Annotated in this window: 18 protein-coding genes, 1 tRNA gene and 2 pseudogenes; 8 read left to right on the plus strand and 13 right to left on the minus strand. The window is 74.0% G+C overall.

Features of this window, described 5'->3' with window-relative positions:
- Positions 1–29 precede the first annotated feature (29 nt).
- Both ACGFN2_RS24335 and ACGFN2_RS24340 read right to left on the minus strand, forming a co-directional pair.
- Positions 30–1,577, minus strand: coding sequence for a hypothetical protein (locus ACGFN2_RS24335; protein WP_393363763.1), 1,548 nt, complete (start codon positions 1,575–1,577; stop codon positions 30–32).
- Positions 1,568–2,854 (minus strand): hypothetical protein, encoded by a 1,287-nt coding sequence (locus tag ACGFN2_RS24340; protein WP_393363766.1) that lies wholly within the window; start codon positions 2,852–2,854, stop codon positions 1,568–1,570. The genes ACGFN2_RS24335 and ACGFN2_RS24340 overlap by 10 nt, the downstream gene beginning before the upstream one ends.
- Positions 2,855–3,095: 241 nt before the next feature.
- Here ACGFN2_RS24340 and ACGFN2_RS24345 point away from each other — a divergent pair, with 241 nt between their 5' ends.
- Positions 3,096–3,689, plus strand: a complete 594-nt coding sequence (locus ACGFN2_RS24345; RefSeq protein WP_362605173.1) for a histidine phosphatase family protein — start codon at positions 3,096–3,098, stop codon at positions 3,687–3,689.
- A gap of 61 nt (positions 3,690–3,750) precedes the next feature.
- Here the strand turns inward: ACGFN2_RS24345 and ACGFN2_RS24350 are convergent, their stop codons facing one another.
- Positions 3,751–5,184 (minus strand): tetratricopeptide repeat protein, encoded by a 1,434-nt coding sequence (locus ACGFN2_RS24350; protein WP_393363770.1) that lies wholly within the window; start codon positions 5,182–5,184, stop codon positions 3,751–3,753.
- Between the two features lie 245 nt (positions 5,185–5,429).
- Between ACGFN2_RS24350 and ACGFN2_RS24355 the strand changes: the two genes are divergently transcribed.
- On the plus strand, positions 5,430–5,900 hold the full coding sequence (locus ACGFN2_RS24355) for a hypothetical protein (protein ID WP_362605177.1): 471 nt from the start codon (positions 5,430–5,432) through the stop codon (positions 5,898–5,900).
- A gap of 87 nt (positions 5,901–5,987) precedes the next feature.
- On the opposite strand, the gene ACGFN2_RS24360 is transcribed toward ACGFN2_RS24355, so the two are convergent.
- The 4 genes from ACGFN2_RS24360 to ACGFN2_RS24375 form a co-directional block, all read right to left on the minus strand.
- Positions 5,988–7,241 (minus strand): NAD(P)-binding domain-containing protein, encoded by a 1,254-nt coding sequence (locus ACGFN2_RS24360; protein WP_362605179.1) that lies wholly within the window; start codon positions 7,239–7,241, stop codon positions 5,988–5,990.
- Positions 7,242–7,312: 71 nt separating this feature from the next.
- A complete protein-coding gene (locus ACGFN2_RS24365; RefSeq protein ID WP_393363774.1) occupies positions 7,313–8,572 on the minus strand; it encodes a glycosyltransferase in 1,260 nt (419 codons plus the stop codon).
- 190 nt (positions 8,573–8,762) lie between these two features.
- Positions 8,763–10,259 carry an exopolysaccharide biosynthesis polyprenyl glycosylphosphotransferase gene (locus tag ACGFN2_RS24370; protein ID WP_393363777.1) on the minus strand — a complete coding sequence of 499 codons (1,497 nt, stop codon included), beginning with the start codon at positions 10,257–10,259 and terminating at the stop codon, positions 8,763–8,765.
- Positions 10,260–10,311: 52 nt separating this feature from the next.
- Positions 10,312–11,358 (minus strand): hypothetical protein, encoded by a 1,047-nt coding sequence (locus ACGFN2_RS24375; protein ID WP_393363780.1) that lies wholly within the window; start codon positions 11,356–11,358, stop codon positions 10,312–10,314.
- A 299-nt stretch (positions 11,359–11,657) separates the two neighbouring features.
- Here ACGFN2_RS24375 and ACGFN2_RS24380 point away from each other — a divergent pair, with 299 nt between their 5' ends.
- Both ACGFN2_RS24380 and ACGFN2_RS24385 read left to right on the plus strand, forming a co-directional pair.
- Positions 11,658–11,969, plus strand: a complete 312-nt coding sequence (locus ACGFN2_RS24380) for a chaplin (RefSeq protein ID WP_362605187.1) — start codon at positions 11,658–11,660, stop codon at positions 11,967–11,969.
- A gap of 183 nt (positions 11,970–12,152) precedes the next feature.
- Complete coding sequence (locus tag ACGFN2_RS24385) at positions 12,153–13,013, plus strand: spermidine synthase (RefSeq protein WP_393363783.1); 861 nt, start codon at positions 12,153–12,155, stop codon at positions 13,011–13,013.
- A 45-nt stretch (positions 13,014–13,058) separates the two neighbouring features.
- On the opposite strand, the gene ACGFN2_RS24390 is transcribed toward ACGFN2_RS24385, so the two are convergent.
- Entirely contained in the window at positions 13,059–13,628 is a 570-nt protein-coding gene (locus ACGFN2_RS24390; protein ID WP_393363786.1) for a hypothetical protein, read from the minus strand.
- Between the two features lie 120 nt (positions 13,629–13,748).
- Between ACGFN2_RS24390 and ACGFN2_RS24395 the strand changes: the two genes are divergently transcribed.
- The 3 genes and pseudogenes from ACGFN2_RS24395 to ACGFN2_RS24405 all read left to right on the plus strand — a co-directional run.
- Entirely contained in the window at positions 13,749–14,441 is a 693-nt protein-coding gene (locus tag ACGFN2_RS24395; protein WP_362605193.1) for a response regulator transcription factor, read from the plus strand.
- Positions 14,438–15,844, plus strand: a complete 1,407-nt coding sequence (locus tag ACGFN2_RS24400) for an ATP-binding protein (RefSeq protein WP_393363789.1) — start codon at positions 14,438–14,440, stop codon at positions 15,842–15,844. Before ACGFN2_RS24395 ends, ACGFN2_RS24400 begins: the two co-directional genes overlap by 4 nt.
- A 326-nt stretch (positions 15,845–16,170) precedes the next feature.
- Positions 16,171–17,064, plus strand: a pseudogene (locus tag ACGFN2_RS24405) (chitinase); the annotation flags it as partial.
- Positions 17,065–17,443: 379 nt separating this feature from the next.
- Here ACGFN2_RS24405 and ACGFN2_RS24410 read toward each other — a convergent pair.
- The 3 genes and pseudogenes from ACGFN2_RS24410 to ACGFN2_RS24420 form a co-directional block, all read right to left on the minus strand.
- A tRNA-His gene (locus ACGFN2_RS24410) sits at positions 17,444–17,519 on the minus strand.
- Positions 17,520–17,678: 159 nt separating this feature from the next.
- Positions 17,679–18,299, minus strand: a complete 621-nt coding sequence (orn, locus tag ACGFN2_RS24415; RefSeq protein ID WP_393363792.1) for an oligoribonuclease — start codon at positions 18,297–18,299, stop codon at positions 17,679–17,681.
- 5 nt (positions 18,300–18,304) lie between these two features.
- Positions 18,305–19,605 (minus strand): annotated as a pseudogene (locus tag ACGFN2_RS24420) (GlxA family transcriptional regulator).
- Between the two features lie 1,021 nt (positions 19,606–20,626).
- Here ACGFN2_RS24420 and ACGFN2_RS24425 point away from each other — a divergent pair.
- Positions 20,627–21,148, plus strand: a complete 522-nt coding sequence (locus ACGFN2_RS24425) for a universal stress protein (protein WP_018093093.1) — start codon at positions 20,627–20,629, stop codon at positions 21,146–21,148.
- A gap of 458 nt (positions 21,149–21,606) precedes the next feature.
- On the opposite strand, the gene glmS is transcribed toward ACGFN2_RS24425, so the two are convergent.
- Both glmS and ACGFN2_RS24435 read right to left on the minus strand, forming a co-directional pair.
- Positions 21,607–23,436, minus strand: a complete 1,830-nt coding sequence (glmS, locus tag ACGFN2_RS24430; RefSeq protein ID WP_362605199.1) for a glutamine--fructose-6-phosphate transaminase (isomerizing) — start codon at positions 23,434–23,436, stop codon at positions 21,607–21,609.
- 70 nt (positions 23,437–23,506) lie between these two features.
- Positions 23,507–23,797 carry a hypothetical protein gene (locus ACGFN2_RS24435; protein WP_362605201.1) on the minus strand — a complete coding sequence of 97 codons (291 nt, stop codon included), beginning with the start codon at positions 23,795–23,797 and terminating at the stop codon, positions 23,507–23,509.
- Positions 23,798–23,967 lie beyond the last annotated feature (170 nt).

The following is a 23,967-nucleotide window of genomic DNA, read 5'->3' on the forward strand; positions in this document are numbered from 1 at the left end:
CTCCAGAGCGGTCGCGGGACGGGTACGGGTCACAGGAAGTCCTCCGCGGTCACCGGGTCGGGGGCGGGGTGCGGCAGGTCCGCGGCGCCGGGCGGCGGACCGCCATGGGTCCACGGGGTGTCCTCGGGGTCGGGCAGCCCCGGGCCGCCGCGCGGGGCGTGCTCGAACAGCGTCCAGCACACCGTGTCGTCCGGCTCCGGCACCGAACCGGGCTCCGGGGTCTTCCCGCGCCCCATCCCGCCGGTCAGCCGCACCACCAGCACCCCCGGCTCCCCGTCCGCCGCCACGCACTCGGCGGTCTGGGTCTTCCCGTCCGGCAGCGCGCGGTACAGCCTGCCGCCCTCGGACAGCTGCGGCCGGTCCTGCGTCCGCAGCGTCACCAGCGGGCGCGGCATCGGGCGCCGGCCCTCGGAGAAGGCCATCTCGACGGCGGTGACCGTGCCCTGGAACGCCTCCCCGGCCAGCCGGCGGCCCGCCATCACCAACGGGTCGTCCAGCGCCTCCTGGGCGTCCAGCTGGGCCTGCGCGGTCTCCCGCGTCGCCAGCTTCTGCGCGGCGGTGACCGCGTCGTCCTGCCGGGGCTGCGGGGGCTCCCCGGCGCCGACCCGGTCCCGGTGCGCGGTGTACGACCAGCGGTCGCGCTTCCAGCGGTCGGGGACCCGGCCGCCCTCCGGGAGCGTGCGCAGCAGGTCGAGGCCCTGCCAGACCGCGTCCCAGGCCGGCCGCAACTGCCCCTCGACGAGGGTCCGCAGCGCCTCCTCGGCACCCGGCAGCCCGGCGTCGTAGCGGGCCATCGCGGGGGCCAGCAGCCGGTTGTCGAACGCCGGGTCGGTGGCCGGGCCGGCCGGCGGGCACCGCAACTGGCCGTCCGCGTCCCGCGCCGACTCCGCGTACTCGGCCGCCTCCCGGCCCGACCTCCCCGGCGGCGGGTCGATCCAGGCGAGCAGCGCGCCCAGGTGCTGGTCCTCCAGCACGCTCTGGCCGGTCGCCCAATGCCGGGTCAGCAGGCCCGTCATGGACAGCAGCAGGCTCGCGCCCGGGACCCGCGCCCGCTCGCCGAAGTGGGTCAGCCAGCGGCCCAGGAGCGGGACGTGCGGCGGCGCGGGATACGGGGCCTCCGGCTCCTGCTCGGCCGTCCGCCGGAACCGCATCGAGCGGCCCAGCAGCCGGACGAACTCGATACCGGCCGCGCTCGGCACGATCAACTGCGGGGCGTCCGCGCACAGTTCGACCTGCACCGGGACCTTCTTGCCGGTCTCCGGGTCGGTCTCCTTGCGCTCCTCCCACTCGACGGTGTCCGCGAAGCCTTCCACATAGGGCAGCACCGTCTCCGCCAGCTCGGCGAGGAACGCGAACCGCAGATCACGGTCGCGCGGCTGCGGCACGGCCAGCAGCACCGGCTTCTCGCGGTCCGTGCCGACCAGCGCCCCCAGCGGGGCGCCGGTCTCGCCCGCGGTCGTCAACGGGACGAACACCAGGGGCCGGTCCGCCAGATGGCGGTGCCGGACCGTGCAGCGCGGCTGGGCACGGCCCGCCGTGGCGGCCTCCATCCGGGCCAGCGTCTCGATCAGTGACATTCCGGCTCCTCAGCTCGCGGTCCCGGCACGGTGAAGCGGCCCAGCGCCTCGGCGCGCAGCGCGGCGGCCCGCCGCAGCGCCACGACGGCCGGGTCGTCGGGACCGTCGGCCGCCGCGGGGGACCCGGGACCGCCGGCGCGGGCCGCCGCCAGCACCTCCTCGATGGTGTGCAGCCCGCCCAACTCGCCCCGGACACCGCGCCCCAGGGCCTCCACCGCACCGTCCTCCCGGGACCGCTTACGGCAGTGGAAGGCCAGTTCGCAGGCGGCCAGGCACTCGGGGGCGTAGGCCGCTTCGACCAGCTCCACGGCTTCGGCCAGCTCCTCCGGGCGGCGGGTCGCGGTCCTCCCGTCGTCCGCGAGCCGGAGGTCGAAGGTGGTGTCCGGGGGGAGCGCGGCGGCGATCTCCTCGACCCGGGTGAGCCGGGACAGCTGCCGCCGGGTCGTGGCCAGCTGCTTGCGGACGTCGACGACGGCGGCGGCCGGGAGGTTGGCGAAGTCCTTCGGGCACACCAGCAGCACCCGGTCGCGGACGTGTGCCTCGCGGCCGGTGTGCGCGCCGACGTGACTGGCCACCGGCTCCAGGGCGAGTACGTACACCGCGGCCTGCCGCGCGGCGGCGCCCACCTTGGCGGCGTCCGCCGAACCGTCGATCATCGGGAAGGACTTGATCTCGACGACCGTCCAGCTGCCGTCCGGATGCACCACCACCGCGTCCGGCTCCACATAGGCCGGCGCCCCGGCCACCTCGACGACCAGCATCGGATGGTCGAGCAGCGCCCAGCCGCCGGCCGCGGTCGCCTCGCGCAGCGCCAGCGCCGTCCGCGCCGCCCGGCCCTGGGGCCCGGCCGCGGACAGATCGGGGGTGGCGACCTCCTCCGGCGCGGGCGGCGGGGTGCCGGGCGCCAGCCGCTCGTGCAGCAGCCGCAGCAGCTCCGTGCCGCCGTCGGCCTTCACCCGGGCCTCGAAGGCGTTGCCCCGCACCAGCGCGAACTGGGACTGGCCGTAGGCCGCCGGTGAGCCCAGCGCCTGGGCCAGCGCGAGCTTGTCGATCCCCGCGCCGTCCAGCAGCGCGCGGCGGCGGCAGCCCGGGTTGGCGGCCAGCGCGGCGAGCGCGCGGGCGTCGAGGGAGCGGGCGCTGACACCGGGGCCGCGCAGCTCGGTGAGTCTGCGCCGGTGGACGGCGGACTCCTCTCCCGGCCGCGGGCCCGGCGTCGCCGTCGGCTGCGCCGCCGGAGGGGCGGCCGACGCGGGTCGACTCTCGCGCGAAACGTTCACCCGCGAAAGTCTCGCATCCGGCACCGACATCCGGGGCGACCGCCCGCCGGCCGGCCGCCGCCGGACGCCGCGCCCGGTGCCCGTACCCCGCGTGCGGCAGCACCCCGCGCGCCGGGCCCCGGGGGCGGGGCGGCCTCCCCGGCCGGGGACAAAACGACCCGGTGCGCGATGATGGAAGGCCCGCGGCCGACGCCGCCCGCACCGAGCACGAGCAGCCGAGCGATCGGCGAGAGGTACGACCATGGCAGCGCGCATCTTCCTGGCCAGGCACGGACAGACCGAGTGGTCCCTGTCCGGCCGGCACACCGGCCGTACGGACGTCCCGCTCCTGGACGAGGGCCGGCGCGGCGCCGAGCTGCTGGGCGAGCGGCTGCACCGCGCCCCCTGGGACGGACTGCCGGACGTCGAGGTCCGCACCAGCCCCCTGGTGCGCGCCCGGGAGACCTGCGAGCTGGCCGGTTTCGGCGACCGGGCGCAGCCGTGGGACGCGCTGATGGAGATCGACTACGGCGCGTACGAGGGCCTGACCCCGGCCGAGATCAAGTCCGGCCGGCCGGACTGGCTCATCTGGCGCGACGGGGTGCCCGAGGGCGAGACGCTCGCCGAGGTCACCGCGCGGGCGGACGAGGTCATCGGCTGGGCGCGGTCCGCCGACCGCGATGTGCTGGTCTTCGCGCACGGCCACATCCTGCGCGCCCTCGGCGCCCGCTGGCTGGGCCTGGACATCTCCTTCGGCGCCCGCATCCGGCTGGAGCCGACCTCCCTGTCGGTGCTCGGCTGGGCCTACGGGGAACCGGCGATCGAGCGCTGGAACGACACCGGGCACCTCGGCTGAACGACGGCCGGCGGCCGCGGCGCGCGCGTTCCGGCCGACGGGGCGCCGGGCCGGCGCCCCGTCAGCCCGCGGCCGTCGTCCCGCGGGCGGCCGCCGCCGAGGCCGCGTGCCGCTCCAGGAAGCCGGCCACCGCGTCCCCGTGGTACGCCCGCAGCCTCCGGGCCGTGTCGTCGAGCATCGTCCGGATACGGGCCGAACGGACCTGCTCCAGCAGCGTCAGCACCCGGTCCCCGGCCGCGGCGGCCTCCTCGGCCTCCCCGCCGGCCGCCAGGTCACCGGCCAGCTCCGCGGTGAACAGGGCGATGTTGCGGGTGAAGTGGGCATCCTGCAGCGCCACCGCCCGGCGCGCGTGCTCCGCGGCGCGCCCCGCCTCACCCAGGGCCGACCAGCACTGCGCCTCCAGGCCCGCGAGTTCGGCCTCGCCGTAGAACGTCATCCACTCCGGGTCGCCGTCCCGCGGCCCGCCCGCGAACAGCCGCCCGGCCCGCGCCAGCGCCTCCTCGCAGCCGGTGCGGTCGGCCAGCCCCGCCCAGCCGCCCGCCTCCCGCAGCGCCAGCAGCGACAGCAGCCGCGGCGAGGCCAGATGCTTGGCGGCCTGCTGCGCGGCCTGCGCGGCCCGCACCGCCTCGCGCGGCCGGCCGGCGTCGCGGGCCAGGAAGGCGGTGTTGCAGAAGGCGTGCGCCTCCAGGGCGGCGTCACCGCAGACCCGGGCGGTGGCCAGCGCCTCGGCGTAGTGCGAGCGGGCGTCGTCGAAGCGGCCCGAGTCGTGGGCCAGCCAGCCCACGGTGATGGCGAGTTCCCCCGCCCCGGCGTGCAGCCGGTCGGACACCGATCTGCGCTGCACGCCCGCGTCCAGCAACTCGTAGGCGGCGCGCAGCGGCTGGGTGGCGCGGCGGTAGATGCCCTCCGCGCCGTGCCGGTCGTCCAGCAGCCGGATGTGGCGGACGGCCTCCTCGACGGCGGCGGCCTCGGCGGCCCCGGGCCGGCCGGTGGCGGGGACGCGCGGGCCCGGCACATGGGCGGCCGCCGCGGCGGCCGCCTCGATGGGATGCAGCGCGGCGAAGCCCAGGGCTGCTGCCGGGCCGCCGGTGATGAACGCGCGACGCAGCACGTCGCTCTCCTCGCAGATCTGGATACGGGTATCGCGGTGGTCGGGTTCGGTTGCCAGGGGCGCGGCGCCGACCGCCGCCGTACGCGCCCCCCGTCCGCGCACCGCCTCGCGCGGCGCGAAGCCCATGTCGGGCAGCGTCAGCCCGGGGAACATGTGCCGGAACACCCGCTCGTAGGCGTAGTTCGGGCACCGGATCTCCCCGGACTCGACGCGGCCCACATAGCGGGCGTCGCACGAGACCTGTTCGCCGATCTCACGGGCGGACCGTCGGACCGCCGCCGCGAACTCGCCCGGTGACAGCCGGCCGCGCAGCTGTCGGAAAGCGAGGTTCGGGCGGGCGGGTACGGTGCGGGACGACGCGGAACTGGCTGCTGGCGACGTCATGGCGGACCCTCTCCGTGCCCTTTCCGTGCCATCAGGTGGCGTTGCCGCCTCCTGGCGGTGCGGCGGGTTGACCGTACCGGCTGTGATGGCTCCGATACGGAGAGTTTGGCCACAAATCGGATATCTCGCGCGCGATCTGCCATGAACTGCCATCCTTTGCAGCGTTACGCCGCCGTAGCTGTTGACACGTCTGGCCGTTGAAGTCGGTGTAAAGGGTCGGGCAGGTACAGGAGGAGGGGTTCTCCGTGTGGGAGACCGGCGTGAGCAGGGGCGGCAACGGGTCCGCGGGCCAGGCCGGCGGCCGTCGGCAGGCCGTCGCGGCCGGGGCGCCGGCGGTACCGGCCCAGGCGTGTGACCTCGTCACGGTGCCGGCCCGGCAGGGGCTGGAGGCGGTGGACATCCTCCGGCTGCGGGACGGTGTCGGCCCGGTGCTGCACGACGGCGCCTGCGACACCCTCGGTTTCCTGGTGCCGGCCGGCACGGCGGACGGCTGGGACGTGCCGGGCAGCGCCTGTACCCAGACCTCCGGGCGGGGGATCGCGCTGGGCGCGCTGTGCGAGGAGCACGAAGGCGCCCCGGCCCAGCCGCCGGTGACCGGCACCGGCTGGCTGGTGCCCCCGGAGGGTGCGGGCGCCGTCGCCACCGATCCGGCCGTCCTGCGCGCGGCGCTCGGCGAGGCGGCCCGCACGATCGAGGCCGTCGACCGCTGCCAGTGACGGCGCCCGGTCCGCGGCCGCGGACGGAAGGGGCCGCCCGGCCGGCGCCGGACGGCCCCTTCGTACGGGCTGCCTTCTGAGGGTCCGTCAGTGCGCGGCCGGGGTGCTGTCGCGGGCCGGGCGGGGGATGGTGGTGGCGCGGCGGCGGTCGCCGAGCCGCCGCTGCACGCCGCGCAGCAGCCGCGCCGCGGTGAAGCCCGCACCGTGCACGAAGCGCATCGACGGGCCGAAGGACGGCGCGGTCAGCATCCCCGCGAAGAACAGTCCGGGCCAGGACGACTCGAAGCCGGCGCTCAGCTCGGGCGCCCGGCTGCCGCCCACCGTCCGCAGCGTGGTGCGCACCTGGGGGTGCAGCAGCCGCAGCCGCCCCAGGTCCGGGGTGAAGCCGGTGGCCGCCACCACGTGCTGGGCGTCCACGGTCTCGGAACCGCCGTCCGTATGGGTGAGATGGAGCCGCACCCCGCCCTCGTGGGGAGTCGCCGCCCGGACGCGGTGGCTCAGCAGGACCGGCACCGCCGGCTCGAAGCGCTCCCGCAGCCACCACGCGCCCGCCGGGGCCGGCGCGTTCTCCGCGAGCTGCACCCGGGTCCCCGGCGGCAGCCGGCGTACCGCCCCGGGCAGCTCCGACCACAGCCAGCTCGGCCAGCCGGTGCCGAGCCCGGAGTGCGGGTCGCGCAGCGCGCGCAGCCGGCCGCGCTCCAGCGGCGGCGGCGCGGTCCGCCAGCGCAGCCGGTCGGCGCGGGCCACGAGCCGGGGCCTGGCGCCCTGTTCGGCCAGCAGGGTCGCGGTCTCCAGCGCGGACTGCCCGGAGCCGATCACGGCCACGTCCTGGCCGTGGAAGCGGCGCAGATCGCGGTGGTCGCTGCTGTGCGAGGCCAGCTCCGGGGGCAGTTCGAGCAGCGGCCAGGGGCGATTGGCGAACGGCGGCATCCCGAGGGCGAGCACCACCGTCCGGGTGGCGATCTGCTCACCGTCGTCCGTCTCGACGTGGAAGCCGTCGCCGTCCGGGCGGACGGCGGTGACGGTGACCTCCTCGGTCCGCGGCACCGCCCGTTCGCCGAACCAGCTGCCGTACGCGGCGAAGGTGGCGGCCGGCAGCGGGACGCCGTGCTCGGCGGTCAGCTCGTGGGCGGCGCAGTACTCGGCCAGGGTGTGACCGCCGGCCGGGGCGGAGAGAGCGGTGGCCCAGGGCTCGGACGTGAGGAGCATGCCGTCGGGCATGTGGTCGCGCCACGAGGCCATCGGCCGGCCCAGGACCCGCAGCCGCAGGCCGGCCGCCGCCGCGTGCGCGGCGATCGAGAGTCCGTAGGGGCCGGCGCCCACCACGACGAGGTCGTACATGGAATTTCCCTGCGCTTTCTGTGGGTGCGGTGCGGGGCGTGGGGCCCGTCCCCGGTCGGCCGGACCGCCGGCTACCGGTTCGAGAGCGGGGACGGGTCCGGTGACCGGGCCGGGTCCGGCAGTGACACGCTCGCCGGGGGGAGCGCGGACGCCCGGCCCTGCGGGGGCGGGACCGCCGCCGGGCTCCCGTGCCGGGCCGGGGCGCCGGCCATGGCCTGCTCGTACACGGACAGCAGGGCCTCGGCGCTGCGGCTGATGTCGTAGCGCCGCACCACCGGCGGGACCGGCAGCCGGTCCGGCCCCCGGCGCCGCAGCTCCCGCAGGGCGGTGGCCAGTTCATGGACGTTCAGGCCGAAGTGGCGGGCGCCGGGGGCCTGGTCGGCGGGCAGCTCGTCGACGGCCGGGCAGCTGCCGTAGAGCACGTGCAGCCCGGACGCGAGTGCCTCCAGGACGGCCAGGCCGAACGCCTCGTCCGGGGAGGGCGAGACGAAGACGTCGATGGCCGAGAGCAGACCGGGGATGTCGGGCCCGGGGGCGCCCCGGCCGTCGGCGGCCCCGTCGACCGCGCCGTCGCGCTCGCCCAGCAGATGGATACGGTCGCCCGAGCCGAACTGCTGCGCCATCCGCCGCAGCATCTCCCGCTCCGGCCCCGCACCCGCCAACAGCAGGTGCACTCCGGGGAGTTGGGTCACGGCGCGGACCAGGACGTCGAACCGTTTGCCGGGTACCAGCCGCCCGGCGCCGCCGACCACGAAGGCGTCCAGCGGCAGCCCCAGCCGGGTCCGCACCAGCGCCCGCGCCGCCGGATCGAAGCCGAAGCGGTGCGCCTCGATGCCGTTGGGCACCACATGAATCCGCTCCTCCGGCACGCCCCAGCGGCGCAGCCGGGCGGCGACGGTGTCCGAGACGGCGACCGTGGACGTCCCCAGCCGTTCGGTGGCCCGGTAGAGCGTGCGGACGCCGCGGGTCAGCCGGCGGCCCTCGATGACCGCGTCGCCCAGGGAGTGCTCGGTGGCGACCACGGCCCGTACACCGGCCAGCCGGGCGGCGACCCGGCCGTAGACGCAGGCCCGGTAGAGGTGGGTGTGCACCAGGTCGTAGCCGCCGTCGCGGATCAGCCGGGTGAGGCGGGGGAGCGCGGTCAGGTCCCGGTTGCCGGTCATGCCGAGGTGGCCGACGGGGGTGCCGTCGGCCGCGATGCCCTCGGCGACCGGGCCCTGACCGGTCAGGCTGAGGACCTCGCAGGGCACGGGGAGCCGGCGCAGCAGCAGCCGCAGCTGCTGTTCGGCGCCGCCCACGTCGAGGTCTGTGATCACGTGCAGAACCTTCACCGGATGCCTCCAGAGGTAGCGGCCGGGGTCGTGGTCCGGTCGGGGGGCAGGGCACGGCGCCGCAGCGGGTGCCGGGCGCGGTCGGGCGGGCCCGGTGGCCTCCGGGCGTGGTCGCCGCCGGGACCGCCCGGCGGTACGGGCACCGCGGCGGTGCGGCCGTGGCGGCGGCCCGGCGGCGGCGCGCCGGTGCTCACCGGCCCTCCAGCCGCACCACGGAGACCACGGTGCGCAGCAGGATCAGCAGGTCCTGCCGCAGCGACCAGCTGTCGATGTAGAGGTTGTCGAAGCGGGCCCGGTCCTCGACGGAGGTGTCGCCGCGCAGCCGGTGCACCTGGGCCAGGCCGGTCATGCCGGGCCGCATGCGGTACCGGGCGCCGTACTCCGGGCAGGTCCGCAGGAACCGCTCGACGAAGAAGGGGCGTTCCGGCCGCGGCCCGACCAGGCTCATCTCCCCGCGCAGCACGTTCCACAGCTGCGGCAGCTCATCCAGCGAGCTGCGCCGCAGCAGCCGCCCGACCCGGCTCATCCGGGGCTCGTCCGCCAGGCTCCACCGCGTCGCCGCCTCGTGTGTGTCCCGCGGCTGCCAGGTGCGGAACTTCAGCAGGGTGAAGCCGCGGCCCCCCTGCCCGAGGCGTTCCTGACGGAAGAGCACGCCGGGCCCGACGGCGAGCCGCACCGCGAGGGCGCAGCCCAGCAGCACCGGGGCCAGGACCACCAGCGCCGAAGCGGCCAGCGTGAGGTCCAGCAGCCGCTTGCCGCCCCCGCCGTGCCGGGGCGGGGCGGTGTCCAGGCGCCGGAAGGCGAAGCCCCACAGATGGTCGGTGCCCGCCTGCGGTGACCGGCCCTCGCGGGCGGCCGCCGGGCCGGCCAGCCAGACGGCCGAGCCCTGGTCGACGAAGCGGCGCAGCAGCGCGGCGGTGTGCGGATCGCCGTACGGCGGCAGGGTGAACACCACGTCCCGCACGGTGTTGCGGATGACGGCCCGGGTGACGTCCTGCGCGGAGCGCAGCCGCGGCAGCGGCGGTCCGGCGGGGGCGGCGGTGGCACCGGGCCCGTCCGGGAGCGACGCCGGGACGACCACGCCGACCGGGCGCATCCCGAACCCGGGGCGGGCGTGCAGGACGGCGGCGAGCTGCCCGGCCACCGGGTCGCTGCCGACGATCAGCGTGGCGCGCGGGCGGCGCCGGGCGGCCAGCCGGCGGGCCCGGTGGACCGCGGCCCGGCCGCCGCAGAGCAGCGCGGTGTGCACCGCCACCGCACCCGCCGGCAGGCCCGGCGGCAGGGCCTGCCCCGGGTGGACGGCGGCGAGCACCCCGGCCGCCGCGCACCAGCAGACGGCGGACCGGGCCAGCAGCGTCGGCAGGACGGTCAGCACGCTGGGAGCGGGACCGGGACGGTAGAGACCGGCGTGCGCGTGCAGCAGCAGCGCTCCCGCGAGGAGCAGGCCGAGCACGGCCGGCGGCGTCGCGGTGCCGAGGACGAGCAGCGCGGTGGCCAGGGTGGCCAGCGCGTCGGCGGCCGGCAGCGGGGCGACGGCCCGCTGCCGTACGCCGCGGCCGGGCCGGGGCGGGGGAAGGGTGTCCCGCCCCGGCGCGCGGGGCGGCCGGACCGCGGCCGCCGGGCGGGGGACCGCCGGCGGGGAGGGGACCGGGGCGGGGCGGTGCGCGTCCGCGCTCTCCGTCGTCATCGGCTGATCCGCTCTCCGTCTCCGGGTACGGCGGGAATTCCGGGTGCGCCGCTCAGCGCCCGGTATCGGTCTGGACGAAGAGCGCGCCGAGCAGATATCCGGGTTTGCCGGTGGTGAAGCGGAAAGCGAGCCGGTCGCCGCCGGAGTGCAGCGCGGGCGTGATGTCGAATACGTCGGAATCGAATCCGAGGGTGTTCCGGTAAGCGGGCCACCGAAGCGTCGCCCGGCCGAAATCGGTGACCGTAGAGTTCATCACGTCGTTCGCCGGATTGGCCGCATCGCGCACCGTGTGCGCGCGGTGGAGACCGGCCCGGACGGAGAGCGTGTCCTTTCCGCTGCCCCGGTCCCCGTCGTATGCCACCACGCCCGCGCGGCCCCGGGAATTCACCGGAATGCCGTGCCCGGACAGCCGTACCGAAAGTTCTCTGCGGTCCGCGTCCAGCGACTGGAAGCCGTCCCAGAGCGCGATTCTGCGCAGCGGCTGTTTTGCGGTCTCGTACGCGGCCACCAATGTCCAGCCGCCCCAGAGACCGGCCGCCGAACGGCCCGTCGCCTGCTGTGTCCGCGCCACCGTGTAGGCGCCGCCGCCGCTGCTCCGCACCAGTTCGGTGACCTCGGCGGACGCCTGGAATCCGGCGGCGGCGGAGTGCGGGCGGTGCCCGGTCATGGTGTCGGCGCGCACCTCCCGATACCGGCCGCCCGGCCCGGCGATCAGCACCTTGCCGTGCTCCCCGGTGGTCCGCTGCCCGTTGCCCCGCAGACTGCCGCCCCAGTACAGCCGGGCGTAGCGCACCCGGGAACCGGCCGGGAGGTGCAGGGTGGCGCTGCTGGAGCTGTCGGTGCGGGCGTCGGAGTCGACGTCGATGGCGGCCATCCGGTACTGGCCGTTGCTGCCGGCGGCGCCCTGCTGGGCCGCCGCGCACGGAGTGGTGGTGCGGCCGGCCGCCGCTTTGCAGGTGACCGAGGAGTTGGCGGCGCGGGTGATACCGCCGTGCAGAGTGGCGTGATAGCGCTCGGCGAAGGGAATTCGTGCGGATTCGGCGGATTCAGTGGTCGCCGGTGCGGCCACCGCCGAAGACAGTGCGGCCGACAATGCCAAGGAGGCCAGTGTGCATACGACGCCGCGCCCGGTGCGGTCCAGCGACTTCCGCATGTCTTCCTCTCCGACTTCAATCAGTCAAACAGGAGAGCACTCTGACAGAAATCATCCCGGAAACCGCGACAGGCACGCCGGACCCCGGCCGGGGGCGGCCATTCGGTGGAATGCGGGAGTTTGTATTGCCCGGTGATTGCTGCCATAAGGGCTAAGGATTTCCCGGAAGAGGGAACGCCCGCATCCCTGCCTCATTTCGCTCGTTGTGACCGGTTGCCCCATTCGCGAACTGAAAGGAGAATGGGATGAAGCGGTTTGTTACGACCGCCGCGATGACTGCGGCCAGCTGTGCCATGGTTCTGGGTGGCGCAGGCATCGCATCTGCTGGGGACCACGGCCGTCACGATCGTGGCGACCACTACCGCCACGACCACCGCGGTTTGTACAACCACCGCAGTGGTGCCAACGCGGCGGGCTTTGCCGCGGGTTCCCCGGGCATCCTCAGCGGCAACAATGTCCAGGTTCCGATCAACATCCCGATCAACGTCTGCGGCAACAGCCTCAACGTCGCCGCGCTGCTGAACCCGGCGTTCGGGAACGTCTGCCTCAACCGGTGACCCGCCCGCCGGTCCGGAAGGCATCGGGCCGGCACGGGTCATGATGTGCAGTTGGCGGATCGCCCTGACCTCGGTCGGGTGGTCCGCCACTCTGCTCCGTACCCCCACCTCCCCGGCTCTCCGGGGCCCGCTATCGCGCTGACCAGCGGATACGGCATCCCGGGCACCGGCCATACTGGGGGCATGGCGAAGAGCAGACGCGGGCGCGGCGGTGCGGAGTCCGTCACCGGACCGGTGGACGGCGGGGTTGCCGAGCTACGGCCCGACCGGGACCGGCCGCGCGGCTGGACGCTGCTGATCGACGGTGCCCCGCAGTCCCATGTGGACCTCGACGACCCGGCGTTCCTGGACTTCCCCTATCAGCGGCGGCTCGGGCACGTCGCCGACCTGGCCGGACCGCCCGGCAAACCGCTGCGCGTCGTCCATCTCGGCGGCGGCGCCCTGACCCTGGCCCGCTATGTCGCGGCGACCCGCCCGCGGTCCACCCAGCAGGCCGTCGAGATCGACGCGGCCCTCGTCCAGCTCGTCCGCCGGCAGCTGCCGTGGGACAGCGGCTGGCGGATACGGGTGCGCGGCGGCGACGCCCGCGCCGGTCTGGCGAAGATCCCGGACGGCTGGGCGGACCTGGTCATCGCCGATGTCTTCGCCGGCGCCCGCACGCCCGCGCATCTGACCAGCACCGAGTTCGTGACGGAGATCCACCGGGCGCTGCGGCCCGGCGGGTTCTACGCGGCGAACCTCGCCGACGGGCCGCCGCTGCGGTTCCTGCGCGGCCAGATCGCCACCGTCGGCACGGTCTTCCCCGAGCTGTGTCTGACCGCCGACCCGGCGGTGCTGCGCGGCAGGCGCTTCGGCAACGCCGTGCTGCTGGCCGCCGACGGGGAGCTGCCGGTGGCCGAGCTGACCCGGCGGGCGGCGACCGATCCGCAGTCCGGCCGGGTCGAACACGGCCGCGCACTGCTGGACTTCACCGGCGGCGCGGCCCCGGTGACCGACGCCACGGCCACCGCCTCACCCGCCCCGCCGTCCGGCGCCTTCGACTGACGCCGTACGCCCGCCCGTTCGTGACCGGGCCCCGCGCGAGCGGCCTCAGGTCGCCTGGTTGCTGGTCTGCACGGTCGGCGGATGGCCGTTCCAGGTGCAGATCACGGACGTGTGGGCGCCGCCGCCGGTGAAGTCCACCCGCAGCCACCCGACCTGCTTCCACACCTGCATCTCCCAGCCGGGGTTCGGCGTCGCCGACACCAGCTGGGCGGACCGCTCGTCCATGTCGATGACCACCCGGCCGCCCGCCGTGGAGTAGCTCTTGACATGGCCGTCGGTGGGCGGGCCGGTGCCGTCCGGACGGTCGGTGGACGGGTTCCGGGGGTGGGCGGAGCCGGTGTGCGACGGCGTGGCCGGGGACGACGGTTCCCGGTCGGGGGGCGTGCCGCGGCCGGGGGAGGAGGACGGCTTGGGGCGGTGGGTGGAGGAGACGCGCGGGGTGGCGCGGTCGTCCGACTGCCGTTCCGAGGCGGCCACTTGCTCGGTCAGCGGCAGGGCGCGCGGCGCGTCGTACATCGTGCCGGACAGCACGGTGTGCACCCCGAACCACGACAGGGCGACCGCGGCGCCGGTCGCCAGCGTCCAGGCCGCCGCGTGAACCAGTCCTCGTTGCATTGGGCTCATACTGCACCACCGGGCCGCCCGCACGCAGCCCGGGCCGGAAGCCGCGGACCCCACCGCACCGCTGTCAACCCCGGGCCGGTCAGGTCGCTCGAATGGCGTACGGTGCCGCCCATGGCAAGTGTGCTCGTGGTCGAGGACGACCAGTTCGTACGCTCGGCCCTCATCCGGCATCTGACCGAGGCCTCCCATACGGTACGCAGCGTCGGTACCGCCCTGGAGGCGCTGCGCGAGGTGGCACACGTCGGCTTCGACGTCGTCATTCTCGACCTCGGGCTGCCCGATCTGGACGGGGGCGAGGCGCTCAAGATGCTTCGCGGAATCACCGATGTCCCAGTGATCATCGCCACAGCCCGGGACGACGAAGCGGACATCGTACGGCTGTTGAACGACGGCGCCGACGACTACCTCACCAAGCCGTTCTCCGTCGAGCACCTCTCGGCCCGGATGGCGGCCGTCCTGCGCCGCTCCCGGGCCGCCGCGGCCGGCGCGGAACCGCCCTCCCGGGTGATCCGGGTCGGCGGCCTGTCCATCGACCCGCTGCGCCGGCAGGCCGAACTCGACGGCGCCGCACTCGACTTGACCCGCCGCGAGTTCGACCTGCTGGCGTTCCTCGCCGGGCGGCCGGGCGTGGTCGTCCCCCGCAGGGAACTCCTCGCCGAGGTCTGGCAGCAGTCCTACGGCGACGACCAGACCATCGACGTCCATCTGTCCTGGCTGCGCCGCAAACTGGGCGAAACCGCGGCGAAGCCGCGTTATCTGCACACCCTGCGGGGCGTCGGGGTGAAGCTGGAGCCGCCACGGTGAGATGGGCACTGGTCAAGGTGGCGCTGGCGGTCACCACCATGGTCGTGGTCGCGTTCGCCGTCCCCCTCGGACTGGTCGTCAAGGAGCTGGCCCGCGACCGCGCCTACACCAACGCCGAGCGGCAGGCCGCCACCATCGGCCCGGTCCTCGCCATCACCACCGACCGCGGCCAGCTCGAACGCGCGGTGGCCAGCGCCGAGACCGGCTCCGGCGGCCGGATCGGCGTCCATGTCCCGGCGAACGGCAAGCACGACACCGCCGCCGAGATCGGCTCCCGGCGCGCCCCGCAGGCCGATGTCGCGGCCGCCGTCAAGCTGGGCCGGGCCTCCATCTCCCCGGTCCCGGGCGGCACCTCGCTGCTCCAGCCGACGGCGGTCGCCTCCGGTATCGCCGTCGTCGAGGTGTTCGTCCCCGACGAGGCGCTCACCCGCGGCGTCGACACCTCCTGGCTGGTGCTGGCCGGGGTCGGCCTGGCGCTGGTCATCGGCTCGGTCGCGGTCGCCGACCGGCTCGGCACCCGCATGGTGCGGCCCGCCGAACGGCTGGCGGGCGCCGCCCACGACCTCGGCAAGGGCAGGCTCGGCGTACGCGTCCCGGAGGACGGCCCCACGGAACTGCGCGACGCGGCCGCCGCGTTCAACTCCATGGCCGACCAGGTCGTCCAGCTGCTCGCCAACGAACGGGAGCTGGCCGCCGACCTCTCGCACCGGCTGCGCACCCCGCTGACCGTCCTCCGCCTCAACGCCGCCTCGCTCGGCGATACCCCGGCCGCCGAGCAGACCCGGTCCGCCGTCGAGCAGCTGGAGCGCGAGGTCGACCAGATCATCCGCACCGCCCGGGAGCAGAAGGCCCAGACCCAGCAGGCGGCCGCCGCGGCCGGCTGTGACGCCGCCGAGGTGATCCGCGAGCGGATGGAGTTCTGGTCGGCGCTCGCCGAGGACGAGGGCCGCACGGTACGCATCGCCGGCGCGGACCAGCCCGTCCGCATCCCCGTCGCCCGCCCCGACCTCGCCGCCGCCCTGGACGCGATGCTCGGCAACGTCTTCCGGCACACCCCCGAGGGCACCGCCTTCGCGGTCGACGTCCACAACGCCGAGGAGGCGGTGATCGTGCTGGTCTCGGACGCCGGGCCGGGCATCGCCGACCCGGACGCCGCGCTGCGCCGTGGCCACGGCGGGGGCGGGGCCGGCTCGACCGGACTCGGGCTGGACATCGTGCGCCGGCTGGCCGAGTCCACCGGCGGCGACGTACGCCTGGGCCGCTCGGTGCTCGGCGGCACCGAGGTACGCGTCTGGCTGGCGCTGGACGGCGGGGGCGCCCCGCGCGGCGGCCGGCGCGGCCACCGGCTGCGCCGCACCCTCCGTCCCCGGTGCGGGCGGCGCGCCACCCGCACCGGGGCCTGAACGGGGCACATGCCAGGGGCCCTTAACCGCTCCCTTTCGCCGCCTTAAGGCGGACATAATTCCGCCAACTGCCGCTCCGTTCCCGGCTTTTGTCCGTTTCGCTGTCGCTAGCGTGCGGGACGCACCACGGTGCAGCCCCCTCCCCCCTCATGACGACAGGCAGGCACGCGATGACTCCCTCGGTACACCGCCGGCGCAAGAGCCGCACCACCCAGCTGATCGTGACCGGCGCGGCCGCCGCGGTCGCGGCCGGCGGCGCCTTCGCCCTCGGCGGCTCCGCCCTGGCCGCCAAGGCGCCGCGGGCCGGGGGCACCCCCGCGAAGGCGGCGGCCGGCTTCGCCCCGTACGTCGACACCTCGCTCAGCCCGGCCTACGACCTGGCCGGCACCGCCAGGAAGACCGGGGTGAAGGAGTTCCACCTCGCCTTCGTCACCTCGGGCGGCGGCTGTGAGCCCAAGTGGGGCGGCGCGGGCGAACTGGGTGACAACCCGGTGGCCCGGCAGATCCCCGCGCTGCGCAAGGCCGGCGGCGACGTCCGGGTCTCCTTCGGCGGCGCCAACGGCTCCGAACTCGGTCTGGCCTGCGGTTCCGCGGACGAGCTGGCCGCCGCGTACGGCAAGGTCATCGACCGGTTCAAGCTCACCAAGGCCGACTTCGACATCGAGGGCGGCGCCCTGCCCGACACCGCCGCCAACACCCGCCGCGCCCAGGCCATCGCCCAGCTCCAGAAGAAGCACCCCAACCTGGACGTCTCCTTCACCCTGCCGGTCATGCCCGAGGGTCTGACCCAGGACGGGGTGAACCTGGTCGCCGACGCCAGGAAGAACGGCGTCAAGATCTCCGCCGTCAACATCATGGCGATGGACTACGGCACCTCCTACAGCGGCGACATGGGCACCTACGCCACCCAGGCCGCCACGGCCACCCAGGGCCAGCTGAAGAAGGCCCTCCGCCTGAGCGACGCGGCCGCCTGGAAGACCGTGGCCGTGACCCCGATGATCGGCGTCAACGACGTCCAGGGCGAGGTCTTCAAGGCCGCCGACGCGACCCAGCTGGTGAAGTTCGCCAAGGACAAGCACCTGGCCTGGCTGTCGATGTGGTCCTCGACCCGTGACCAGGCCTGCCCGGGCGGCGCCGCCACCTCCGCACAGCCGACCTGCAGCTCCGTCGAGCAGAAGCCGCTGGACTTCACCAAGGCCTTCGCCGCCTACAAGGGCTGACCCCCACCGGACGGTCCGGTCCCCCCTGCCCGGACCGTCCGCCCCCGGGCGGGGCACAGCGGGTTCCCCCCACCCGCCGTGCCCCGCCTTCCCGCGTGCACGGCTGGCCCGTGAGCGCGCTCACCCGAAGATCGCCGGCCCCCCCCGGGCCCGCCGGCCGCCGCTCACCACCGCACCCTCGCCTGACGGAAATGCCCCCTTGGTTCCCTTTGGTGTCCCCATTGGTTCCCCTGGCGTAAGGACATCTGCACATCGGCTGACGGGAAGCCGCGCTCCGCGAGCCGACGGCCGTCCCCGGCCCCTCGCGCCGACCTTCTCCGCGCCGGCCCTCACCCCGGCAAACGCCAAGGCCCCCGACCTGAGGTCGGGGGCCTTGAAGTGGGGTGAGTAACGGGACTTGAACCCGCGACATCCTGGACCACAACCAGGTGCTCTACCAGCTGAGCTATACCCACCATGACCGGTGCTGTGTGGTTCTTTTTCCCCACCGGCTGAGAAAAAGTGTACAGGGTCCGGAGGGGTGCTCGCGCCCAGGTTTTGTGTCCCGGGCCCGAGGGCGTGTCGTGCGGGTCACGGTCGGCCCGTGGGGGCCCGCACGACACACGCCCCGCGGGTCACTGCGGTGCGGACTGCGGTTCAGCAGGAAGGACGTGCTTGGCGGCGATGGCCTTCGCGGTGTCCGAGTCGGGGCCGGGCTGCGGCACGAAGACCGCCTCCCGGTAGTAGCGAAGCTCCGCGATGGACTCACGGATGTCCGCCAGCGCCCGGTGGTTGCCGTTCTTGTCCGGACTGTTGAAGTAGGCCCGCGGGAACCAGCGGCGGGCCAGTTCCTTCACGGACGAGACATCGACGATCCGGTAGTGGAGATAGCTCTCCAGGGTCGGCATGTCACGCAGCAGGAAGCCACGATCGGTGCCGACGGAGTTGCCGCACAGCGGCGCCTTCCCCGGCTCGGGCACATGCTCCTTGATGTAGGCGAGCACCTGCGCCTCGGCCGCCTCCAGCGTGGTGCCGCCGTCCAGCTCCGTCAGCAGCCCGGAGGCGGTGTGCATCTGCCGCACCACCTCCGGCATGGTGCCGAGTGCGTCGGCCGGGGGGCGGATCACCACATCCACCCCGTCGCCCAGCACATTCAGCTCCGAGTCGGTGACCAGGGCGGCCACCTCGATGAGCGCGTCATTCGCCAGCGAGAGACCGGTCATCTCGCAGTCGATCCACACCATGCGATCGTTCATACATCTCACCCTACGGGGCGCTCCCGCTGTCCGGGCAGCACGGGGCGGCCCGGACCCCGGCCGACCGGGGATTCCGGCATCCGGGAGGCGTACGCGTCCGACTGCGGTTTGCCCGCTTCGGCCGCTTCCGCGGTCGCGAGGCCGTGGCCGGCCAGCGCGGCGGCGTACCGCTCCCCGTTGCCGGCGCCCAGCATGGCCCGCTCGCGCTCCGGCCGCTCGGCACGCTCCGGTCTGAGCGCGGGCTCGGCCCCGTTCTGCGGCCGGCGCGCACGGTAGGCCGCCCGGTAGGCGGCGGGCGAGGCGCCCAGCTGCCGCCGGAAGTGGCCGCGCAGGGCGACCGGCGAACGGAACCCGCAGCGTCCGGCGACCTCGTCCACCGAATAGTCGGAGGTCTCCAGCAGCCGCTGGGCCTGCAGCACCCGCTGGGTGATCAGCCACTGCAGCGGAGCGCTCCCCGTCAGGGACCGGAAGCGCCGGTCGAAGGTGCGCCGGCTCATATAGGCGCGCGCGGCCAGCGTCTCCACTAGGCGCGCGCGGCCAGCGTCTCCACGTCGAACTGCTCGTGGAGGTGCTCCAGCGCCCAGGCGACGACCTCGGCGAGCGGGTCGGCGCCGATCTCTTCAGGTAATGACCTGTCCAGGTAGCGCTGGTGTCCCATGTCGGACGCGGTGCGGCGGGGCGGCACGACGAGCCGGCGGGCCAGCGCGTTCGCGGCGTCCGCGCCGTGGTCGGTGCGCACGATGTGCAGACACAGGTCGATACCGGCCGCCGTCCCCGCGGAGGTGAGCACGTCGCCGTCGTCGACGAAGAGCTCACGGGGGTCCACATGGACGGACGGGTAACGCTTGGCGAGCGTCGGTGCGTACATCCAATGGGTGGTGGCCGGGCGGCCGTCGAGCAGTCCGGCCGCGGCGAGGACGAACGCCCCCGTGCACAACCCGACGATTCTGGCGCCCTCTTCGTGCGCCCGGCGCAGCGCGTCGAGCGCGGCGGGCGGTGGGGCCTGGGTGATGGATCGCCAGGCCGGCACGACGACCGTCCCGGCACGGGAGATCGCCTCCAGCCCGTAGGGGGCCGACAGTTCGAGCCCCCCGGTCGTGCGCAAAGGTGCATCTTCGCCCGCGCACACAAGCAGCCGGTACCGCGGAACGCCGGCGTCCTGTCGGTCGATGCCGAAGACCGAGAGCGGAATGGAGCTCTCGAAAATGGGGCCGCCGCTGAAGAGGAGCACCGCGACTATTTCGCGGCGTCGTCGGGCGGCGAGCTTGCGTGCGGCATCTGGTACGGCAGCGGAGTCCTGGCTCATGGCACTTAAGCCCCCCTCGGTCGTCTCGCCCTCTCGGTCCTGCACAGTTCCCCCGCCATTGCTACCAAGATCGAATCTACTGTGTTCCGTGAGGATGGAGTGCCAAGTTCACCACCCGCTGGTATGTCGATATGGCAACTTGGCGCGAAGCATTCGATCACGAAGCGTTCCACTCGTCGGGCCTACATGGGAAGTACGCGTCTCGGCTCTGCCCGTTCGCAGTAGGGCACAACCATGCCCAGCGGTCCTTTCCTCCCTGCTCACACCAGGGTTGGGTGGTGCCGCGGGCAAGGTGGGGACCTCGGCCGGAAGTTGGCTGAAAACGGTCGCGCGCAGGGTTGCCGGTGCCTCAATCGACCGGCGTACGCCCTCCGGAATGCCTCCCGCCCCCATGCGCCGCCGCCCCTGAACGTCCGTTTCTGTCCCGGTGTCTCCCGACCTCACGCACCCGGACCCGCGCGGCGGTCCGTTCGGAGTGCCGCAACAGGGCGCGACAGGCGCAGGTCACCGTGGCCAGACCGGCGGCGGCCCCGGCGGCACCGGTCCAGGAGGCGCCGCTGAAGATCAGTACGAGCGGCACCAGGGCACAGCTGAACGTTCCCCAGCGCACCACATCGCTCACCGGGTCGGGTGATCTGTCGGACGGCAACGGCACCGCGCACTCCCCTCGGACGGGCTGCTACTACAACGGCGCCGGCGATCATGGGTCACCGGGAAGGGTACGTACGGGGGCAGGCCGGGGCATTGCCATCCGGGCCACGCTCCGGCATGCTCCGGGGAACGTTCGAGGCCCCACCCCACCTCGCGCGGGCGCCCCGCGTCCGTGGCGGGCTCTGGGCAGCGGGGGAGTGGCGCCGTACTCTTGGGGTATCGGGTTGGGAAGATGATTCCCAGTCGTATCGTTCCTCTTTGAACTATGGCTCCCGCACTTCGGACGAGCCAGCCCAGTCAACTGCCGGATCAAGTCAATCGCCGTCCCCCGTTCGCCCCTCCGCAAGAGGACGCCCTCGCCGAGACACCAATGGCCGGTCACGAAATCCCCGAACCCGCGGACCGCAAGCAGGTCGCCGATCCCATGGCGGACCTCGAAGCGGCGGAAAAGACACGCCATTCCTGCGACCCCGCCTTCCGGCACGGCGTCGTGGTCGGCTTCGACGGCTCCATGTCGAGCGAACGCGCATTGGCGTATGCAATCGGTATGGCCCGGCGCCTCGGCTCCGGTTTGATCATCGTCCATGTGGCCAACCGGCTGCCGACGACCGTCTGGGCCGGCTGTGAGCCCCCGGTCTTCGTGGACGTACCCGATCACCGCACCGAGGTGCTCGGCCTGGAGCTGGCCTGCGCCGACCACCTCACCGAGGTGCCCTGGATTCTCGTCGAGCGCGGCGGCGACATCTGCCACGAGCTGGAGGAGGTCGGCCGGGAGTACGAGGCCGACGCGATCGTGGTCGGCTCCACGCACGGCATCGTCGGCCGGATCTTCGGCTCGGTGGCCGGCCGGCTCGCCCGCCGGGCCCAGCGCCCGGTGATCGTGATTCCCTGACACGCCCACGGAAAGCGCGCGGGGCGCTCAACTGCCGTGCCGCGCCGCCTCCTTCACGCGATCTTTCTCCCCGTCACGTCCACAGTTGCGGGGGCGTCATGAGGATTGTGCGCAGGCGCACTTCCGCTCACCCGGCAAGGTGAAAGCGGCCCCCGCGGCGGGTAGAAAACAGGCACGTGGGCGCGCCGCGACACGGGCCCGGCGGCCGCGCACACGGCAACTGCGTGCTGCCGGCCGGGAAGTGACGGTTTCCGGGGCGGCGGCATCCCGCCGGCGTATGGGCGACGCCGGTACAGGGGAGGCGGCGGCTCCGCGTGCGTATGGTGGCACGCCGCGGAGTCGCCGCCTCCCCTTTGCGCCTAAACCGGCGCCGCTTTCGCGGAGGTGGCTGGGCGCCGTGGGGGGTGCTCAATTGTCGCTTCGGTGAGGGGGACCGGTTTGTATTTCCCCCGGAGGTGCTACTCGACCGTGACGGACTTGGCCAGGTTGCGGGGCTTGTCGATGTCGCGGCCGAGGGCCAGGGCCGTGTGGTAGGCGAGCAGTTGGAGCGGGATGCCCATGAGGATCGGGTCCAGCTCCGGCTCGTTCTTCGGGACGAGGATGGTGTGGTCGGCCTTCTCCTGCTCCTGGTGGGCGACGGCCAGGATGCGGCCGCTGCGGGCCTTGATCTCCTCCAGGGCGGCGCGGTTCTTCTCCAGCAGGTCGTCGTCGGGGACGATCGCGACGGTCGGCATGGCGGGCTCGATGAGGGCCAGCGGGCCGTGCTTCAGCTCCGAGGCGGGGTAGGCCTCGGCGTGGATGTAGGAGACCTCCTTGAGCTTCAGGGAGGCCTCGCGCGCCACCGGGTAGCCGCGCACCCGGCCGATGAACATCATCGACTTGGCGTCCGCGTACTGCGCCGACAGCGTCTTGATCTGCTCCTCGCCCTTGAGGATCTCGTCGATCTGGCCGGGCAGCTTGCGCAGGCCCTCGATGATCCGCTTGCCGTCCGCGACCGACAGGTCACGGATGCGGCCCAGGTGCAGGGCGAGCAGCGCGAAGGAGACCACCATGTTGGTGAAGCACTTGGTGGAGACCACACAGACCTCGGGTCCTGCGTGCACGTAGATGCCGCCGTCGGTCTCCCGGGCGATCGCCGAACCGACCACGTTCACCAGGCCCAGGACCCGGGCGCCCTTGCGCTTGAGCTCCTGGACGGCCGCCAGCACGTCGTAGGTCTCACCGGACTGGGAGACCGCCACGTACAGCGTGTCGGGGTCCACGACCGGGTTGCGGTAGCGGAACTCGGAGGCCGGCTCGGCGTCCGAGGGAATACGGGCCAGCTCCTCGATCATCTGCGCGCCGATCTGGCCCGCGTGGTACGAGGTGCCGCAGCCCAGGATCTTCACCCGGCGCACCCCGCGCGCCTCGCGGGCGTCGAGGTTCAGGCCGCCGAGGTGCACGGTGGAGAAGCGGTCGTCGATCCGGCCGCGCAGGGCGCGGTCCACCGCGTCCGCCTGCTCGGAGATCTCCTTGTGCATGTATGTGTCGTGGCCGCCCAGGTCGTAGGACTCGGCCGCGTACTCGACGGTCTCCGGGGCGGACGTGGTGCGCGAGCCCTCGGTGGTGTACGTGCGGTAGTCGTCGGCCTTGAGGGTGGCCATCTCGCCGTCGTCGAGGGTGACGACCTGGCGGGTGTGCGAGACCAGCGCGGCGACGTCGGAGGAGACGAACATCTCGTGCTCGCCGATGCCCAGGACGACCGGGGAGCCGTTGCGGGCCACCACGATGCGGTCGGGGAAGTCGGCGTGCAGCACGGCGATGCCGTAGGTGCCCTCGATGTGCCGCAGCGCCTCGCGGACCCGCTCCTCCAGCTTCTCGGCGCCGGAGCGCGCGATCAGGTGGGCCAGCACCTCGGTGTCGGTCTCCGAGGCGAAGGTGATGCCGTCGGCGGTGAGCCTGGCGCGCAGCTCGGCGGCGTTGTCGATGATGCCGTTGTGGACGACCGCGACCTTGCCCTCGGTGTCCAGGTGCGGGTGGGCGTTCTCGTCGGTCGGCGCGCCGTGGGTGGCCCAGCGGGTGTGCGCGATGCCCGTGGTGCCCGCGAAGCGCTTCGGCACGCGCGACTCCAGCTCACGGACCCGGCCCTTGGCCTTGGCCGTCTTCAGGCCGCCCGCGGCCTTGCCGGTGCCCTTGGCGTGGATGGCGATGCCCGCCGAGTCGTAGCCGCGGTACTCCAGGCGCTGCAGGCCCTCGAGGAGCAGCGGGGCGACATCACGTTTGCCGATGTACCCAACGATCCCGCACATACAGTGACCCTCCCAGAAAGCGTGGTGACGATGGTTCGTGCCCGGCCGCCCGGTGTGCCGGGTGTGGCCGTCAGCCGTAGATGAGGCGGCGCAGCTGGCGGGCCGAGAGATCGGGCGGGGCCACGGCGCGGTGCGGCAGCTCGTGGCGGAGCCGTTCGAAGATCTCCTCGTTGCGCAGTCCCTGGGACTGCAGCTCCCGATGGCGCCGGCGGACGAATTCCTCGATGGTCTCGTCGAAGTACGCCAGCACGTCGAGCACCACCCGGGCGGCCTCACCGCGCTGAAGCGGTGTGCTGCGCACCAGGTGGTCCACCAGGTCTTCGTGCGGCGCCTCAGCGCTGCGGTGACGGCGATCGAGCACCCGTCGATATTGCGGGGCGGCGCGCGGAATGGCAAGAAATCTGCCCGCTATCGGGCACGTCCCCGGTTTGGCGGCCTGAAACTGGTCCGAACCTTGACCGGAATCGAGGCTCGCGGTACGCATGGTCACCGTTCGGTCGCTCCATGCCATGTACCACGCCCTGCACGAGG

Source organism: Streptomyces sp. NPDC048612 (assembly GCF_043199295.1).
Classification (GTDB): Bacteria; Actinomycetota; Actinomycetes; order Streptomycetales; family Streptomycetaceae; genus Streptomyces.

Coding starts and splice junctions, on each gene's coding strand:
- ACGFN2_RS24345 (WP_362605173.1), top strand. CDS start 3,096: ATGGCAGCGCGCATCTTCCTGGCCAGGCACGGACAGACCGAGTGGTCC.
- ACGFN2_RS24385 (WP_393363783.1), top strand. CDS start 12,153: ATGGCGAAGAGCAGACGCGGGCGCGGCGGTGCGGAGTCCGTCACCGGA.
- ACGFN2_RS24395 (WP_362605193.1), top strand. CDS start 13,749: ATGGCAAGTGTGCTCGTGGTCGAGGACGACCAGTTCGTACGCTCGGCC.
- ACGFN2_RS24350 (WP_393363770.1), bottom strand. CDS start 5,184: ATGACGTCGCCAGCAGCCAGTTCCGCGTCGTCCCGCACCGTACCCGCC.
- ACGFN2_RS24360 (WP_362605179.1), bottom strand. CDS start 7,241: ATGTACGACCTCGTCGTGGTGGGCGCCGGCCCCTACGGACTCTCGATC.
- ACGFN2_RS24390 (WP_393363786.1), bottom strand. CDS start 13,628: ATGCAACGAGGACTGGTTCACGCGGCGGCCTGGACGCTGGCGACCGGC.
- orn (WP_393363792.1), bottom strand. CDS start 18,299: ATGAACGATCGCATGGTGTGGATCGACTGCGAGATGACCGGTCTCTCG.
- ACGFN2_RS24335 (WP_393363763.1), bottom strand. CDS start 1,577: ATGTCACTGATCGAGACGCTGGCCCGGATGGAGGCCGCCACGGCGGGC.
- ACGFN2_RS24380 (WP_362605187.1), top strand. CDS start 11,658: ATGAAGCGGTTTGTTACGACCGCCGCGATGACTGCGGCCAGCTGTGCC.
- glmS (WP_362605199.1), bottom strand. CDS start 23,436: ATGTGCGGGATCGTTGGGTACATCGGCAAACGTGATGTCGCCCCGCTG.
- ACGFN2_RS24425 (WP_018093093.1), top strand. CDS start 20,627: ATGGCCGGTCACGAAATCCCCGAACCCGCGGACCGCAAGCAGGTCGCC.
- ACGFN2_RS24370 (WP_393363777.1), bottom strand. CDS start 10,259: ATGACGACGGAGAGCGCGGACGCGCACCGCCCCGCCCCGGTCCCCTCC.